Consider the following 17,111-nt stretch of genomic DNA (forward strand, 5'->3'; position numbering starts at 1 on the left):
GTAACCAACCTTCACCTGTTTGATTACCTATAGAAACTAATGAAGCAGTTTTCTTCGATAATTCTATTATATTTTCAGGTGCGGTAAATCTCTTGCTCTTTTTCAATTCTTTTACATAAGTTTTTTGGTAGAAGCCGACTAAACCTATGAAGAATTTTGACATGAATTTGCCTTTAGTTGTTCCCTCTAACTTATGGTCTTTTCTGTATATGCTGTTTACAGCAGAGTATAGGAAGAAGTTTGTCATTTCAGGCATTACAGCTTCTGCGCCTTCTCTTTCAAGTACTTCTACTATATTATTGTTAGCTGTTGGGTGGAATTTAACTAATATTTCTCCAACAAGACCAACTCTAGGTTTTTTGATATCTAGAAGCTCTAGATTGTCAAAATCTCTTATTATATTCTTAATATTTTTACTGAAGGTAGATAATTTTGCATCTTTTAGTGAGTCCATGCATATTTTAACCCATTTTTCATATAGAGCATTTGCACTTCCTTTTACCTTTTCATAAGGTCTAACTCTATATAAAACCTTCATAAATAAATCTCCATATACAACTGCCATAAATCCTCTGTTCATAAGTTTTAGAGATATATTATCCATAACACCATTATCTTCTAGTCCCTGAGCGCTTAGAGAGATAACTGGGATGTCCTTGAAGCCTGCTTCATGCATAGCTTTACGTAAGAAGCCTATATAGTTAGTAGCTCTACAACCGCCACCAGTTTGAGTCATGGCAACAGATATATTGTTTAAATCATATTTTCCAGATTTAAGTGCGCTTATCAATTGACCTATAACTATTATAGCTGGATAGCAAGCATCGTTGTTTACATATCTTAAGCCTTCTTCGATAATTTCTCTATCAGTGTCTTGAAGAACCTCTATATTCCATCCACTTAAATTTACAGCTTTTTCTACAAATTGGAAGTGTATAGGCGACATTTGAGGAACTAATAATTTACGTTTTATATCGAATCTATCGTTTTTAGTGTAATTTATTTTGTGTTCTTCTATATTTTCAACGCTTATATTGTTGGCTTCTCTTTCTAGCATTGCAGCCTTTAGAGAACGAAGTCTTATTTTTGCTGCTCCTAGGTTGTTACCTTCATCTATTTTAATTACTGTGTAAATTTTTGATTTTTCAGCTAGTATTTCTTGTACTTGCTCTGTTGTTACTGCATCAAGACCACAACCAAATGAATTTAGCTGAACAAGTTCGATATTATCGTATTTTTTTACAAATTCAGCCGCCTTATAAAGTCTAGAGTGATATACCCATTGGTCTACAACTCTTAAAGGTCTTTGTACTTGAGCAAGGTGACAGATACTGTCTTCTGTAAGCACTGCCATATCTAGTGAGTTAATTAGCTCTGGCATACCGTGGTTGATTTCTGGATCAAGGTGGTATGGTCTACCAGATAAAACTATTGCTTTTAGGTTGTTTTTTTGTATTTTCTTAAGTGCTTCTTCACCGGCGTGTCTTATATCATCTTTGAACGCCATTTCTTCCTTTGTAGCTGCATCTACAGCATGGTTAATTTCTTCTTTTGAGACCTTCATGTCGGCAAAGTAGTAAGAAAATACTTGGTAAAGCCTTCCTTTTAAGTTTTCTTTGTCATTTAAAGTCATAAATGGATTTAAGAACTTAATATTCTTTTTCTTTAAATCAGGAACGTTGTTTTTAATTATTTCAGAATAAGATATAACTACAGGACAGTTGTAGTGGTTATCTGAAGTTTTATCTTCTCTATATTCGTGTGTTACAGCAGGGTAGAATATAGTTTTGACACCCTTGTCTATTAGACTTTGGATATGTCCGTGAACCATTTTACCTGGGTAACAAACTGTTTCAGAGGCTATACTAGTCATACCTCTTTCGTAAAGCTTCTTAGAAGATCTTCCTGATAGGGTTACCTTAAATCCTAAATCAGTAAAGAATGTAAACCAGAAAGGATAATCTTCGTACATGTTTAGGGCTCTTGGGATACCTATTTCTCCTCTTGGTGCATCTTCTATTTTTAATGGTTTATAGTGTTTAAATAATCTATCGTATTTGTAGGCAAATAGATTTATAGGCTTTTCTTTATTTGGGTCAGATTTTTCTGCACCGTATAGGGCAGCACCATTTTCGCATCTATTTCCTGATACAAATATCTCAGTTTCTGAGAATTTATTTATAGTAAGTAGACATTTATTTGAGCAACCCTTACATCTACGTACTGTGCTGTCTACCTTTATGTTTTCTAGCTGTTCTAAGCTTAAAAATTCTGTTTGGTGATCTGCTTTAAATTTTTCCTTACTTATTAAAGCGGCACCAAATGCACCCATTATACCTGATATGTCAGGTCTGATTACATTTCTTCCGATTAATTTTTCGAAGCTTCTTAGAACTAAATCGTTGTAGAAGGTACCACCTTGAACAACTATATTTTTTCCAAGCTCATCTAAATCTCTTATTTTTATAACCTTAAATAGGGCATTCTTTATAACTGAATAAGAAAGTCCAGCAGATATATCTGCAACAGTTGCACCTTCTTTTTGTGCTTGTTTAACTCTTGAGTTCATAAATACTGTACATCTAGAGCCTAGGTCAACTGGGTTTTGTGAGAATGTACCTTCCTTTGCAAAGTCTTGAATTGACATAGAAAGTGATTTCGCAAATGTTTCAAGGAAAGATCCACAACCAGAAGAACAAGCCTCGTTAAGTATGATGCTGTCGATTACTCCGTTTTTTATTTGAAGGCATTTCATATCTTGACCACCTATATCAAGTATGAAATCAACTTCAGGGTCAAAGTATTTAGCGGCTTTGTAGTGAGCCATAGTTTCTATTTCGCCGTAATCGATTTTTAGAGCTTTTTTAAGTAATGCTTCACCGTATCCTGTAACACAAGAAGAAACTATGTTTACGTCATTAGGCAAGCATTTGTATATGTCTTTTATTATGTTTATAGAAGTTTGAAGTGGGCTACCTTCATTACTGCTGTAGTATGTGTAAACTAGGTTGCCGTCTTCATCTATTAATGCAGCCTTTGTAGTTGTAGAACCAGCATCAATTCCTAAGAAGCAGTTGCCCTTTACTTCGCTTAAATCCTTTTTAGTGACCTGTGATTTATTATGTCTATTTAAAAATTCATTGTATTCCTCTTGGTTTTTAAATAGAGGTTCTAACCCTTCTGAATTAGATAAATTCACGTCTTCAATTTCTTTTATTTTATTTATTAAATCTGATAAACTTACATCAGGCTCATCCTTTGCTAGTATAGATGCACCCATAGCTATGTATAGCTGAGCATCCTCTGGAAATACTATATCTTTATCATCTAAATTTAATACGTTTTTAAATGCCGTTCTAAGCTCTGATAGGAAGTACAGAGGGCCACCTAAAAATGCTACCTTGCCCTCAATAGCTCTACCACAAGATAGAACACTTACTGTTTGAACGACAACAGCATTGAATATACTCATAGCTATATCTGCTTTTCTTGCACCGTCGTTTATCAACGGTTGAATATCTGTTTTTGCGAAAACTCCACATCTAGATGCTATAGGATATATAACCTCATAATCCTTAGCCATTTCATTAAGTCCAGCTGCATCTGTTTTTAATAAGCTAGCCATTTGATCTATAAATGCACCAGTACCACCAGCACATATACCATTCATTCTTTGGTCTATACCGCCACTTAAATAAGTTATTTTGGCGTCTTCTCCACCAAGTTCAATTACAACATCAGTTTCTGGATTGAAGGTTTCTATTGCTTTTGTAGATGAAATTACCTCTTGTACAAATTTTAAACCTAGATATTTAGAGATATCTATTCCCCCAGAACCAGTTACTACAGTAGAGATTCTAATATCCCCAAACTTATTATATACTTCTGTCAAAACGTCTTTAACAGCTTTTTTTACATCAGAAAAATGTCTTGTATATTTTTTGAAAATTACTTTGTCTTGATCTAAAACGACAATTTTAACTGTAGTAGACCCAACATCTATACCTACATTAAATATTTTTTTCATAAATTAAACCTCCTCAAACTGACCCAAAATAATTATAAACTAAAAGCATTAACGATTAAATCTTCTATGTATTTAAGTTCCTTTTCATCGTCATAATTTTTATCGGGATTAAAAATATATTTTTGTACGACGTATCCCCCTATATTTGCTAAAATAGTCCTAACTATAAATCCGTTTGGTATATCTTTTATCATTTTTTTTGATTTAAAATAATCTAGTATAGAGTTAAAGTTATCCATTATAGTTGGCATCAATGTGTCTATAATTTGGACTCGAAGCTCTTCACGATAAAGTACTTCGGCAAATAAAACATGGGCAACTTTATAATTTTCATTTAAAAAATTAAATCTTTCATATATTAGATTGTGTATAAAAGATCTAAAGTCAGTATAAACATCATTTACATCTATGTTTTTGAAATCTATTACCATTTCAGGTAGAACATATTCAAATATAAAAGGTGTAATAGAAGAAAGTAGTAAGTTTTCTTTTGTGCCAAAATGTTTAAAAATAGTACCTTCAGCTACACCTGCAATTTTAGCTATTTCGCTAGTCGATGTATTTGAGTATCCATTTTTAGCGAATAAATCAATGCTAGTTTCTAATATTTTTTTTCTCTTAGCGGTCATAGTCTTATTTTCTAAGATATCTTTCTTATATGAATCTAAAATAGAATATTGCATTTAAAATTCTCCTAAAATTTGAAGTTTTATATTAAAATAAAATTTTTATTAATAAAGTGAGTAAGCACTCATCATATAAAACACAAAAATAGTGAGTAAATACTCACATATATAAAAGCATTATAGTTATTTGTACCATTATTTGTCAATCGAAAGCTGTATTTTTTATGTTAAACTTATGTTAAATATTAATATGAATCTATAATGTGATTTTAATTTTATATATCAATATAAAATAAACCCTATACAGAGTACGCTATAAAAAGTATCTATCTGTATAGGGTATTTTTAATTGGATCATTAATTATTTGCATTTAAAGCTTGAACAATATGTTTCTGAATATAGATTAGCTGCATCGGCATTAGATGTTATAGTTATATTATCTAAGCTACAGATATTGTTGGCGTTATAAGTACATGTTTTAACATTACATCCTATGTAGTCACAGCTACCATTAGTATAAGTGTTGCTTGTTAAATTACTATAAGTAGATTGATCTAAGAAGGAAGAGCAACAAGTGTGATTACTTGTGTGAGCCTTTTTCCCCGTTACAGATATTCTGTTTGCATAACAGACACCTTCATCGTTATGAGCGCAATTTAGTACATTACATCCTATTCTAGCCATATTATTGACCTCCTATTAAATTTAATCATTAATAGAAGTATTTCCAAAATATTAAAAAATATGTGTATTAAAAGGAATTATTAATTATCAAATTAAAGGAATTTTTATCCAATAAGCATTTTGCTATTAATGAATATGAAGAAGGATAGCTTTTGATAGGAGGCCATATATCTGTTATAGATTTTTCATAATCCTCTAAGGTTAATTTTTCACCATTTGCAATTTTTTTACAAAATTCCTTTGAAAGCTCCTTCATCTCAAGGTAAATATTTATGTTTAAATCAAAAAATATAGATGCTTTATGACAAGGCTCTTTTAAAATAAGTAAATTTTGTCTAAATTCTAGATAGTCAAGTTTATTTAATATATCATAAGTGTTATTTTCCAAATTGAATACACCTCCAGCTTTATAAAAGTATTATTAATTTATATGTAATTAATTTTGAAAATAGACTGAAATATCGATTTGTAGATGTATAAAGATTAAAAAAATGGCAAAAATACTAATAAAATTCCTACATATTATATAAGGAGGATACATGCAATGAGTAGAGAAAATTATCGCTGGATTATTCCATCATTGATAGCACTAGGATTAGTATTATTAAGTGGAGGTATTTTTATAGGAGTTAAGAGCTACGAGACTCTTGAGGCAAGTAACAATAATTTTAAAGAATCAAGTGCAAAGAGCATTTCTAGTAAGCAAAAATTTAAATTAGACGAGTATTGCCAAATATGGTTCCAGGATGATGATAAAATACCAGTGATGCTAGGCAAGGTAACTGAGGACTTATTAAATAAAACCGAGGATGAAATAAAAGCAATATTAAAAGAAAAATACCCAGACAAAGAAGTATCGACTATGAATAAATACCAAATAATTTTAAAGACTTCTAAGGATAGTACCGATTTATCTAAAGCCAACAAGTATACATTGGAAGGAGAAGATGGATATATAACTGTCTTCAAATACGACAAAAAGGGTCAAAGAGAATTAATAGAAAAAACTTCAATACAAATAGAATCTCTTCCAAAATCTGTACAAGATGAGTTAAAGAATGTCATAATACTAGAAAATGAAGAAGAAGCTTATTCTAGATTAGAGGATTTAGGAAGCTGATAGATATAAGATATGTTCTTTTTATGCTATACAGTAAATCGCGCTGGTGGCATTGAGAGAGCATATTTTTATGTTTATGGAAATATTTATTTTTTTAGTTTATTTGTGAAAGCTTTAATTTTATTTGATATAATAATGTATTAGAACATAGGTTTGTATAAAAAATGCGATTAGGAGGATAGATTTGGTTATTTTAGGAATAGATCCAGGGATAGCTATAGTTGGATATGGAATAGTAGAATACAAGAATAATAAATTTAAGGTTATCGATTATGGAGCAGTGACGACTCCTGCAAATATGCCTACTGACCAGAGATTAGCTCTTGTCTACAAGGGGATAGATATTTTAGTAAAGAATTATAATATAGATGAAGTTGCTATTGAAGAGCTGTTTTTCAATAAAAATGTAAAGACAGCTATAACAGTAGCACAGGCTAGGGGTGTTATAATGGTTGCATGTACACATAATGGCAAGCCTATTTACGAATATACGCCACTACAAGTTAAACAAGGTGTAGTTGGGTATGGCAGAGCTCAGAAGATACAGGTACAGCAGATGGTGACATCTCTTTTGAAGTTAAAGGAGATACCAAAGCCGGATGATGTAGCAGATGCTCTAGCTGTGGCGGTTTGTCATGCACATGCAAATAGACTGGAAAAAACTTTAAAGAATTTTAAATAACAATTTATAAGGAGAATTTATGTACAGTTATATAAAAGGAATTATAGAAGAGGTATATTTAGATAAAATTATCTTGGAAAATAACGGTATAGGTTATGAGATAAATGTTTCTACTTATACAGCACAAAGTGTTCAAAAAGGAAAAAACGCGAAGATATTTACTAAATTAATAGTTAGAGAAGATGATATGAGCTTATGTGGATTCGCCAGTAAGACAGAGCTAGAGATGTTTAAATTACTTACATCAGTATCGAAAATAGGACCTAAGGTAGGCCTTGGAATATTATCTTCTGCAACTCCACAGCAATTGAGTGCGTATATATTGAGCGAGGATATCGCTAAGCTATCTAAGTGTCCAGGTGTAGGTAAAAAGACAGCAGAGAGAATAATTTTAGAACTGAAGGATAAGGTAGATAAGGATACGGCTGAATTTGAAGCTACATTGTTTAATCAACAGCCAACAGGACTTGAATTAGATGAAGCCTTAGAAGCATTACTTGCATTGGGATATTCTACTAGCGAGGCGAAGGAGGCAGTGCAAAAATTCAAAAAGGACGGATTAAAAACAGAGGATATCATTAAAAAATCTCTTACATATTTAATGAGTAAGTAAATAGCAATGAATATATTTAATATAAAAACAGGAAAGGAGATGAAAGTATGTTTGATTTAGAGGATGAAAATAGGTTGATAACTTCGACTATGAAGATAGAGGATAGTGAAACTGAAGTCAGCCTAAGACCGAAAGTATTATCTGATTATTTAGGACAAGAAAAGGTAAAAGAGCAGCTAGGAATATTTATAGAAGCTGCAAAGTCTAGAAATGAGCCATTAGATCACGTACTACTATATGGACCTCCAGGTCTAGGTAAGACAACTCTAGCTGGAATAATAGCAAATGAGATGGGCGTAAATTTGAGAATTACATCGGGACCAGCTATCGAGAGAGCTGGTGATTTGGCGGCAATCTTAACTAACCTAGAAGAAAATGATGTATTATTTATAGATGAAATACACAGAATAAATAGAAGTGTAGAAGAGGTTTTATACCCTGCTATGGAGGACTATTGTATAGATATAATAATAGGAAAGGGACCTTCTGCTAGAAGTATAAGACTTGATTTGCCGAAGTTTACATTAATAGGAGCGACAACTAGAGCAGGTATGCTTACAAATCCACTTAGAGATAGATTCGGAGTTATATGTAAATTAGACTATTATTCAGTCGATGAATTGGCGAAGATTTCTATGAGATCGGCGAATTTATTAGATGCAGAAATTAATTTAAATGGAGCTATTGAGATAGCTAGACGTTCTAGAGGGACACCTAGAATCGCCAATAGACTTCTAAAGAGAGTCAGAGATTATGCACAGGTCAAGGCGGATGGTAAGATAACTGACGAGGTTGCTACTAAGGCTCTAGAGCTATTAGGTGTGGATAACCTAGGACTTGACGATGTAGACGAAAAATTACTGCTTACAATAATTCACAAATTTGGTGGAGGACCAGTTGGATTAGATACTCTGGCTGCCTCTATAGGTGAGGATAGAAATACAATAGAAGACGTCTACGAGCCTTATCTACTTCAATTAGGATTCATAAATAGAGGACCTAGAGGACGTACAGTCATGCCTAAGGCTTATGAACATCTAAATATAGAATATCCAAATAAATGAGAGGTTCAAAAAAGTCTACACAAATAAATAAATATTTGATATTATTGTAATTGTATGTTTTGACAAATATTTATTTAGAAAGGAAGTTAATATAATTGAAAACAAGTGATTTTAATTTTGATTTACCACAAGAATTAATAGCTCAAGTTCCTATAAAAGACAGAACTAGCTCTAGACTTATGGTACTTGATAAAGAAACAGGCGAAATTGAACATAAAATATTTAGAGATATAATAGATTACTTAAACCCAGGAGATTGTTTAGTTCTAAATGATACTAGAGTAATACCTGCTAGACTTATAGGTTCAAAGGTCGAAACTGGAGGAAAGATAGAATTTCTTCTTTTAAAGAGAACAGAAGACGACACTTGGGAGACTTTAGTTAAACCAGGTAAAAGAGCGAAGATAGGAGCTAGATTTTCTTTTGGAGAAGGAAAGTTAATCGCGGAAGTAGTTGGAATGGGAGACGATGGAGCGAGAATTGTTAAATTCGAATACGACGGTATATTTGAAGAAATTTTAGATGAATTAGGAAATATGCCACTACCTCCATATATAACAGAAAAGCTAGAAGAAAAAGAAAGATACCAAACAGTTTACTCTAAACACAACGGATCTGCTGCAGCGCCAACTGCTGGACTACATTTTACAAAAGAATTACTACACAAAATAGAAGAAAAGGGTGTAGATTTAGCATTTATAACTCTACATGTAGGTCTTGGAACTTTTAGACCTGTAAAGGTTGAAGATGTTACAAATCACCAAATGCATTCAGAGTATTATATAGTTACTGAAGAAGCAGCAGAAAAGATAAACAGAGCTAAGGCTAGTGGACACAGAGTAATAAGTGTAGGTACAACAAGTACGAGAACAATAGAATCAGTAGCAGACGAAAATGGATTAGTAAAGGCTACATCAGGATGGACAAATATATTCATATATCCTGGATACAAATGGAAGGTTATCGACAACCTTATTACAAATTTCCATTTACCAGAGTCTACTTTAATAATGCTAGTTAGTTCTCTAGCAGGTAAGGATCACGTATTAAATGCTTACAAAGAAGCTGTTAAAGAAAGATATAGATTTTTTAGCTTTGGAGATGCTATGTTTATAAAGTAATAGAAAATTTGACCTAATTAGGGGGACAGCATATGAATAAAGATGTAAAGCAATATTTTATTAAAATAGCACATTTTTCTGAGATTTTATTATCGATGGTTATATTATTAGTAATATTTTTAGGCATATTTGATATTTTGAGAGAAATTTATGCCGCTTATATTGTTGATTTTGCTCATCCTGTAAATTATGATCAGCTTAATGACTTTTTAGCTCAGATATTACTACTTGTAATAGGTGTTGAATTAGTTATTATGCTTTGCTTACATTTGCCAGAGACTTTACTAGAGGTTTTACTTTATGCAATTGCTAGAAAGCTACTTCTAGTACCAAAGACAGCGGGTGTTGCAGATTTACTTCTAGGAGTATTGGCTATAGCAGGTATATTTTTTATAAAAAAATACCTAATGCCTAAAAAGGGAGAAGCCTTAAATAGAGATGAAGAAATAGCAATAAGAGATTATTTGAGAAAAAAAATAAAAAATTATGACAAAGAAAATAATGATAGTGATAAAGAATTAATTTCTGAAGAAAATAGTTAAAGGAGACATAAACATGAGTGCGATAAGCTATGAACTTATAAAGACTTGCAAACAAAGTGGTGCAAGGCTTGGTATATTACACACACCACATGGAGATATAGAAACACCAATATTCATGCCAGTTGGAACACAAGCAACTGTAAAATCTATGACACCAGAGGAATTAAAAGAAATAGGCTCACAAATAATTTTAAGTAATACTTATCATTTATATATGAGACCAGGTCACGAATTAGTTAAAGAAGCCGGTGGTCTTCATAAATTTATGAATTGGGATAAACCAATACTTACAGATAGTGGAGGATTCCAAGTGTTTTCACTAGGACCACTTAGAAAGATAACTGAAGAAGGAGTTACATTTAAATCTCACTTAGACGGTTCAAGCCACTTCATAAGTCCAGAAAAGGCAATAGAGATTGAAAATGCTTTAGGTGCAGATATAATTATGGCATTTGACGAATGTGCTCCATATCCAGCAGATAGAGAATATGTAAAGAATTCTCTAGAGAGAACAACTAGATGGCTTCAAAGATGTAAGGATGCTCACAAAAATACAGAAAATCAAGCATTATTCGGTATAATCCAAGGTGGTATGTACAAGGATTTAAGAGAACAGTCAGCTAAGGAAATAACAGCTATAGATTTACCAGGATACGCAATAGGTGGTCTTAGTGTTGGAGAACCTAAGCCTATGATGTACGATATATTAGAGCATACTACACCACTTATGCCAGCAGATAAGCCAAGATATCTAATGGGTGTCGGTTCACCTGATGATTTAATAGAAGGTGTAATTAGGGGAGTAGATATGTTTGACTGTGTACTTCCAACTCGTATTGCTAGAAATGGTACAGCTATGACAAGTCAAGGGAAGGTAGTTGTTAGAAATGCAACTTATGCTAGAGATTTTAGTCCGTTAGATCCTGAATGTGATTGCTACTGCTGTAAAAATTATACAAGAGCATATATAAGACATCTAGTAAAGGCTAATGAAATATTAGGAGCTAGACTTATAACTACACACAACTTAAGATTCTTACTTAAATTAATGGAACAAATAAGACAAGCGATTAGAGAAGATAGACTTTTAGATTTTAGAGATGAATTTTTTGCAAAATATGGCTATGAATTATAATACAGTTAATATATAATATATTATGTTTAATAAAAAATATTTAACTAAATAAAATTAAAGGAGAGAAATCAAATGAATAAACAATTAATGTGGTCACTACTTTATATAGTAGCTTTATTTGCTATATTCTATTTCTTATTTATAAGACCTCAAAGAAAAAAAGACAAGGAATTAAAAGAAATGAGAGATAGTCTTGCTGTTGGAGATACTATAATAACTATAGGTGGTATTGTTGCTAATATAGCAAAAATAGAAGAAGAAACTGTAGTTATAGAATTCGGACCAAGTAGAACTAAAATGCCAATACAAAAATGGGCTATAGGTTCAGTTCAATCCAAGAAAGAAATTCAATAATAATTAGGAATTTAAAACCTCCCACTTAAATATATATATTTAAGAAGGGAGGTTTTTTATGTCTAAGGTTATAAATATTTTTAAAGGTCTCGGGTATGCATACATATTTACTTTGATCGTAATTTTAATTTATAATGCGCTTTTGACATTTACAAAGCTATCGTCTGATAATACAGGTTTAGTTCTTTCTATTATTACGACATTTGGTTCCGCTTTTGGAGGATTTTATGCATGCAAGCAAATAAAGGAAAAAGGGCTTATATATGGATTACTGGAGGGACTTCTTTATATAGTATTTTTGATTATTTTGATTTTTTTAGCTAAGGAGACTTTTTCTTTTGAGATAAGTATGCTGTATAGTACGATTTTGACTACTTTAGCTGGAGGAATAGGAGGAATTATAGGGGTTAATTTTTAATTTGTACGATGTTTTAACAAAATAAAAAAGGAATTGATTTGTAGCTTTAATCAATTCCTTTTAAAAAAGTTAAAGGTGGGTTATGTTTCTGATATTATTTTTCCCGTATCTCTTAAATCATAACCACCAATTCCTTCTAATTCAGCTTTGAAATTTTCAGAAGATAAAATATTGAGCATTTCTTTATATACTGGATCTTGTAGGTTTTCTTTTTTGATGACTAAGTCGTATCTTTCCTTTTGAAGAGGAATAAAATCTACATTATCTATCTGACGTGCGACTTTTTCAATTCCTATACCGAAATCTGCCTTTCCTCTTGCAATTGCACTTGCTACAGAAAGATGAGAATTTTCTTCGTAATCATATCCATTTATTTGGTCAGATGGAATATTTAAAGTACGAAGTTTTCCATCTAGTAAAACTCTGACTCCACATCCTCTTTCTCTGTTTACATATGTTAAATCTTTTCTTTTTAAATCATGCCATCCTTGAATATCTTTTGGATTTCTTTTTTTAACGTAAAATCCTTGAACTCTATAAGTTAAATTTATAATTACGCAAGGAATTCCTGGAAGCATTTTTTTCACGAAGTCAGTATTGTATTCTGAGGTTTCCCAATCCCATAGATGACATGAAGCGACAGAGACTTTATTATTGTAAAGGTTGTATAAATTGTTATAGCTTCCTGAGTAAGATCTATATGATTTTATATTTTGCATACTACCTTCTAGGTGTCTACTTAAAACATCTAAAATCATATCTTGACCAGAAATTATTATGTCTCTACTATCTACCTCAGCACTATTAATTAAAGTGCTTACATTTGCATCGCTTATATTATGTTTAGAGATAGGTTTCATTGTTGTATTATTTTTTTGGCTATTTATATAATTTTCTACATCCTCTTTATCAATACGTAGCTTTCTTCCGACTTTATAAGCTGGGATTTCTCCTCTTTTTACTAATTCATATACTGTGTTCTTAGTTATTTTTAATATTTCAGCAACTTCCAAAGGTGTTAGTGATGTTGAATCCATATTTATCTTCCTCCTCACTTTGTATAAATTATATGCAATAAAAAAATCTCTATATGTTTAAATGTAACATAAAATGACATAAAAGATAATAGAAATATGAAAAAAAGTTTGAAATTTATATAAAATAAAAAATTAATTAAGAAATGGTATATAACGATAATAAAGAACTTTAAAAAAATAAATAAACAATATATAACAATCTTTATAAAAATAAAATATTAAAACGGAATAAAACATAATAAAATTAAGTATATAAATATATATTTTATGGTGAAATACATCTAATGTAAATGGAAATATATTGTAAATTTGTTGAAAAATAAGTTTAAACAATATATAATTAACTTAAAAATAATAAAACATTATTAAACAATGTAGATCATTTTAGGAGGAGATGTTAAAATGAAAAAATTAGGAATTTTAAGTATTGTTTTATGCTTAGTATTAGGATTAGTTGGTTGTAGTTCTAGTTCAGGCGGATCATCTGCAAGTAGTGCTGCTAGTTCTGCACAAGATGGAGATTCAGCAAGTATAGAATTAAACATATCAGCTGCAGCTTCATTACAAGAAGCTATGGTAGAAATTGAAAAAGAATTTAAAGAAGTTAATCCTGATGTAAAATTAACAGTTAACTTAGGTGCTTCTGGTGCATTAATGCAACAAATACAAGAAGGTGCTCCTTGTGACGTATTTATATCTGCAGGTGCAAAACAAATGGATCAATTAGTTACTGATGGAATAGTAGCAGAAGATGCTGCAAAAACATTATTAACTAATGACTTAGTATTAGTTGCTGCTAAAGGTGAAAAAGTAGAATCATTAGACGCTTTAAAAACTGATGACGTTGAAAAAATAGCTATCGGTGATCCTGAAAGTGTTCCAGCTGGTAAATATGCTAAAGAAGTTTTAGATAATACTAACTTATATAGTGATGTAGAAGATAAATTAGTTTTAGCTAAAGACGTTAAAGAAGTTTTATCTTGGGTACAACAAGGTAACGCAGATGTTGGATTTGTTTATTTAAGTGATGCAATGGGTCAAGAAGATACTTTAGACGTAGTTTTAACTACTGATGCTGATACTCATTCAACTATAGCTTATCCAATAGCAGTTTTAAAAGAAACTAAACAAGCTGAAGCTGCTCAACAATTTGAAGACTTCATGTTAAGTGATGAAGGACAAGCTATATTAGAAAAATATGGATTTAATAAAGCTGAATAATATTAAAATTAAAAAATTTTAATAAAGATATGTGTAAGTTATAAATTAAATACTATAATATAATTAGAATGTAAAGAGAAATAAAATTTAAGAGGAGGAAGAACAACATGAATGCAGGATTAACACCCCTTTGGATTTCCCTTAGAACATCTTTATTAGCGACTGTAATAACATTTTTTACAGGAATAGTGACAGCTTACTTAGTTGCAAATTATAAAGGAAAGTGGAGGGGACTGATTGATAGTGTATTCACATTACCACTTGTTCTTCCTCCTACTGTTTTAGGGTTCTTTTTATTGATATTTTTTGGGAAAAATGGTGTAGCAGGTAAATTTTTAATGAATTTTGATATAAATATAATTTTTACTTGGACAGCAACTGTAATCGCAGCTGTTGTAGTAGCATTTCCAATGATGTATAGATCAGCTCGTTCTGCTTTTGAGCAAATCGACGACAATCTAATCGCAGCAGCTAAAACTCTAGGGATGAGTAATTTTAAGATATTTTATAAGATAGCAGTACCGCTTGCATGGCCAGGTATAATAGGTGGAGTAGTGTTATCTTTTGCAAGAGCTTTAGGTGAATTTGGAGCGACACTTATGATAGCAGGAAATATCCCAGGAAGAACTCAAACTATGCCGCTTGCTATATTTTTCCAAGTGCAAGCTATGAATTACAAAGGGGCTATGCTATGGGTAGCTACAATTGTGGCTATATCTATAATTATGATATTAATACTGAACTTTTGGTCAGATAAACAACAAGATATTGTTGGTAAAAGAGTTAGAGGAGGTAAATAGATATGTCTTTATATGTTGATATAGAAAAAGATTTAGGCTCCTTTAAATTAAAAGTAAAATTTGAACAAGAAAAAGGAATAGTAGGTTTGCTAGGTCAGTCTGGCTGTGGAAAAAGTATGACGTTGAAATGTATAGCAGGAATTGTAAAACCGGACAAAGGCAAAATAATAATGAATGACAAGGTATTTTTTGATTCTGAAAAGAAAATAAATATGCCTACTCAAAAAAGAAAGGTAGGATTTTTATTTCAAAATTACGCGTTATTTCCACATATGTCTGTAAAACAAAACATACAATTGGGAATTGAAAATCTTACTAAAAAAGAAAAAGATGATATAACTAGTGAATACCTTAAGAAATTTAAGCTAGAAGGGTTTGAGGATAGATATCCATGGCAATTATCAGGTGGACAACAGCAGAGAATTGCTTTAGCTAGAGCTCTATGTTTAAATCCCGATATATTGATATTAGATGAACCTTTTTCTGCTTTAGATTATCACCTTAGAAGTAATATGGAAAATGAATTATGTGAAATATTGAAGGATTTCAATGGAAATGCATTGTTTGTTACTCATGATATTTCTGAGGCGTATAGAATAAGTGATGAAATAATAGTTTTTGAAAATGGGCTTTCTCTACCAAAGAGAGCCAAAGAAGAATTATTTGTACATCCAGCATCTATGACTGAGGCGATAATAACAGGATGTAAGAATGTTTCAGCGTGTGAGGTTATAGATGAGCATACTGTTTATGCAAGTGATTGGGGATTTAAATGTAATTTAGATTGCAATGTAAATCCTAAATCAACTCATGTTGGAATAAGAGCTCATCATATGAAGGTAATTCAAGATAACGAAGTGAATATGGAAAATGAAAAGAATGTTTTCGATATGGTGGTTGTAAAGGTAATTGAAAACTCATTTTCTTATAATATTCATGTGAAATATCCAGGAGATGAAAATAATCTTTCCTTACAGATGGAAGTTGATAAATATATAAATAAAGTAGAAGTCGGTCAAATGATAAAGGTTAAATTTGATTATAACTCAGTATTCGATTTTTAAAGATAGAAAAGAGTATTGCAAAATGAAGTTCAAATCTATTTTGCGATACTCTTTTACATAATTATTTGATATTATTTTTTTCGATATAATTTAAAAGGGCTTCACAGCCTTCGATTATATCATTGTATGTATCTTCAAAGTTTCCAGTATACCAAGGATCAGCGATATTTCGTGGATTGTCTGAAAAATCTAGTAAAAGCTTGATTTTATCGTCCTTATCATTTGGTATAATACGTGATAAATTTCTAATATTGTTGTTGTCCATACAAAGTATAAAATCATATTTATCGTAATCTGATTTAGTTATTTGAGTGGCTCTTCTAGGTGTAAAAGGTACACCGACCTTTTTTAGCTTGTTTTTAGTTCCATAGTGTACATCATTGCCGATTTCTTCTCTACTAGTAGCAGAGGATTCTATGTGAAAATTATGAGATATTTTGCGTTTTGCAACCATATCCTTTAGTACAAATTCTGCCATAGGAGAACGGCAAATATTCCCATGGCATACAAACATAATGTTTATCATATATGTGCTCCTATCTATTTTATATTTGAAAATAATGATAATATAATTTTGAAGTTTTGACAAATTATAGTATGAT

At 31.3% G+C, this 17,111-nt stretch carries 18 protein-coding genes; 12 read left to right on the forward strand and 6 right to left on the reverse strand.

The window, feature by feature from the left end; genetic code table 11:
* The 4 genes from ACI3VO_RS08870 to ACI3VO_RS08885 form a co-directional block, all read right to left on the reverse strand.
* The coding region (locus tag ACI3VO_RS08870; RefSeq protein WP_439757571.1) for an acyl-CoA dehydratase activase-related protein at nt 1–4,027 on the reverse strand (4,027 nt) is incomplete at its 3' end.
* Nucleotides 4,028–4,059: 32 nt separating this feature from the next.
* The gene (locus tag ACI3VO_RS08875; protein WP_439757572.1) at nt 4,060–4,710 is read right to left on the reverse strand and encodes a TetR/AcrR family transcriptional regulator; all 651 of its coding nucleotides are present in this window, start codon (nt 4,708–4,710) and stop codon (nt 4,060–4,062) included.
* 304 nt (nt 4,711–5,014) lie between these two features.
* Complete coding sequence (locus tag ACI3VO_RS08880; RefSeq protein ID WP_439757573.1) at nt 5,015–5,338, reverse strand: DUF1540 domain-containing protein; 324 nt, start codon at nt 5,336–5,338, stop codon at nt 5,015–5,017.
* 67 nt (nt 5,339–5,405) lie between these two features.
* On the reverse strand, nt 5,406–5,726 hold the full coding sequence (locus tag ACI3VO_RS08885) for a hypothetical protein (protein ID WP_439757574.1): 321 nt from the start codon (nt 5,724–5,726) through the stop codon (nt 5,406–5,408).
* A 156-nt stretch (nt 5,727–5,882) separates the two neighbouring features.
* Here ACI3VO_RS08885 and ACI3VO_RS08890 point away from each other — a divergent pair, with 156 nt between their 5' ends.
* The 9 genes from ACI3VO_RS08890 (at nt 5,883) to ACI3VO_RS08930 (ending at nt 12,387) form a co-directional block, all read left to right on the forward strand.
* The gene (locus ACI3VO_RS08890; protein ID WP_439757575.1) at nt 5,883–6,458 is read left to right on the forward strand and encodes a hypothetical protein; all 576 of its coding nucleotides are present in this window, start codon (nt 5,883–5,885) and stop codon (nt 6,456–6,458) included.
* 184 nt (nt 6,459–6,642) lie between these two features.
* A complete protein-coding gene (gene ruvC, locus ACI3VO_RS08895) occupies nt 6,643–7,140 on the forward strand; it encodes a crossover junction endodeoxyribonuclease RuvC (protein ID WP_320625541.1) in 498 nt (165 codons plus the stop codon).
* Between the two features lie 19 nt (nt 7,141–7,159).
* Nucleotides 7,160–7,753, forward strand: a complete 594-nt coding sequence (gene ruvA, locus ACI3VO_RS08900; RefSeq protein ID WP_439757576.1) for a Holliday junction branch migration protein RuvA — start codon at nt 7,160–7,162, stop codon at nt 7,751–7,753.
* Between the two features lie 47 nt (nt 7,754–7,800).
* A complete protein-coding gene (ruvB, locus tag ACI3VO_RS08905; protein ID WP_290691363.1) occupies nt 7,801–8,817 on the forward strand; it encodes a Holliday junction branch migration DNA helicase RuvB in 1,017 nt (338 codons plus the stop codon).
* 95 nt (nt 8,818–8,912) lie between these two features.
* Entirely contained in the window at nt 8,913–9,938 is a 1,026-nt protein-coding gene (gene queA / locus ACI3VO_RS08910; RefSeq protein ID WP_320625539.1) for a tRNA preQ1(34) S-adenosylmethionine ribosyltransferase-isomerase QueA, read from the forward strand.
* Nucleotides 9,939–9,970: 32 nt separating this feature from the next.
* Entirely contained in the window at nt 9,971–10,480 is a 510-nt protein-coding gene (locus ACI3VO_RS08915) for a hypothetical protein (RefSeq protein ID WP_439757577.1), read from the forward strand.
* Nucleotides 10,481–10,493: 13 nt separating this feature from the next.
* A complete protein-coding gene (gene tgt / locus ACI3VO_RS08920; protein ID WP_320924197.1) occupies nt 10,494–11,615 on the forward strand; it encodes a tRNA guanosine(34) transglycosylase Tgt in 1,122 nt (373 codons plus the stop codon).
* Nucleotides 11,616–11,687: 72 nt separating this feature from the next.
* Nucleotides 11,688–11,969: a preprotein translocase subunit YajC gene (gene yajC, locus ACI3VO_RS08925; RefSeq protein ID WP_439757578.1), complete on the forward strand. Its 282-nt coding sequence runs from the start codon at nt 11,688–11,690 to the stop codon at nt 11,967–11,969.
* A 58-nt stretch (nt 11,970–12,027) separates the two neighbouring features.
* Nucleotides 12,028–12,387, forward strand: a complete 360-nt coding sequence (locus ACI3VO_RS08930) for a TIGR04086 family membrane protein (protein ID WP_439757579.1) — start codon at nt 12,028–12,030, stop codon at nt 12,385–12,387.
* Between the two features lie 80 nt (nt 12,388–12,467).
* On the opposite strand, the gene ACI3VO_RS08935 is transcribed toward ACI3VO_RS08930, so the two are convergent.
* Nucleotides 12,468–13,424, reverse strand: coding sequence for a substrate-binding domain-containing protein (locus ACI3VO_RS08935; RefSeq protein WP_439757580.1), 957 nt, complete (start codon nt 13,422–13,424; stop codon nt 12,468–12,470).
* Between the two features lie 402 nt (nt 13,425–13,826).
* On the opposite strand from ACI3VO_RS08935, the gene modA reads away from it, so the two are divergent.
* The 3 genes from modA to ACI3VO_RS08950 all read left to right on the forward strand — a co-directional run bounded on the left by modA (nt 13,827) and on the right by ACI3VO_RS08950 (nt 16,509).
* Complete coding sequence (gene modA, locus ACI3VO_RS08940; RefSeq protein ID WP_439757581.1) at nt 13,827–14,645, forward strand: molybdate ABC transporter substrate-binding protein; 819 nt, start codon at nt 13,827–13,829, stop codon at nt 14,643–14,645.
* A 107-nt stretch (nt 14,646–14,752) separates the two neighbouring features.
* A complete protein-coding gene (gene modB, locus ACI3VO_RS08945; RefSeq protein WP_320626241.1) occupies nt 14,753–15,445 on the forward strand; it encodes a molybdate ABC transporter permease subunit in 693 nt (230 codons plus the stop codon).
* 2 nt (nt 15,446–15,447) lie between these two features.
* On the forward strand, nt 15,448–16,509 hold the full coding sequence (locus tag ACI3VO_RS08950; RefSeq protein ID WP_439757582.1) for a sulfate/molybdate ABC transporter ATP-binding protein: 1,062 nt from the start codon (nt 15,448–15,450) through the stop codon (nt 16,507–16,509).
* Nucleotides 16,510–16,570: 61 nt separating this feature from the next.
* On the opposite strand, the gene ACI3VO_RS08955 is transcribed toward ACI3VO_RS08950, so the two are convergent.
* Nucleotides 16,571–17,035, reverse strand: coding sequence for a low molecular weight protein-tyrosine-phosphatase (locus ACI3VO_RS08955; protein WP_439757583.1), 465 nt, complete (start codon nt 17,033–17,035; stop codon nt 16,571–16,573).
* Nucleotides 17,036–17,111 lie beyond the last annotated feature (76 nt).

Source organism: Intestinibacter sp. (genome assembly GCF_051866655.1).
Taxonomy (GTDB): Bacteria; Bacillota; Clostridia; order Peptostreptococcales; family Peptostreptococcaceae; genus Intestinibacter.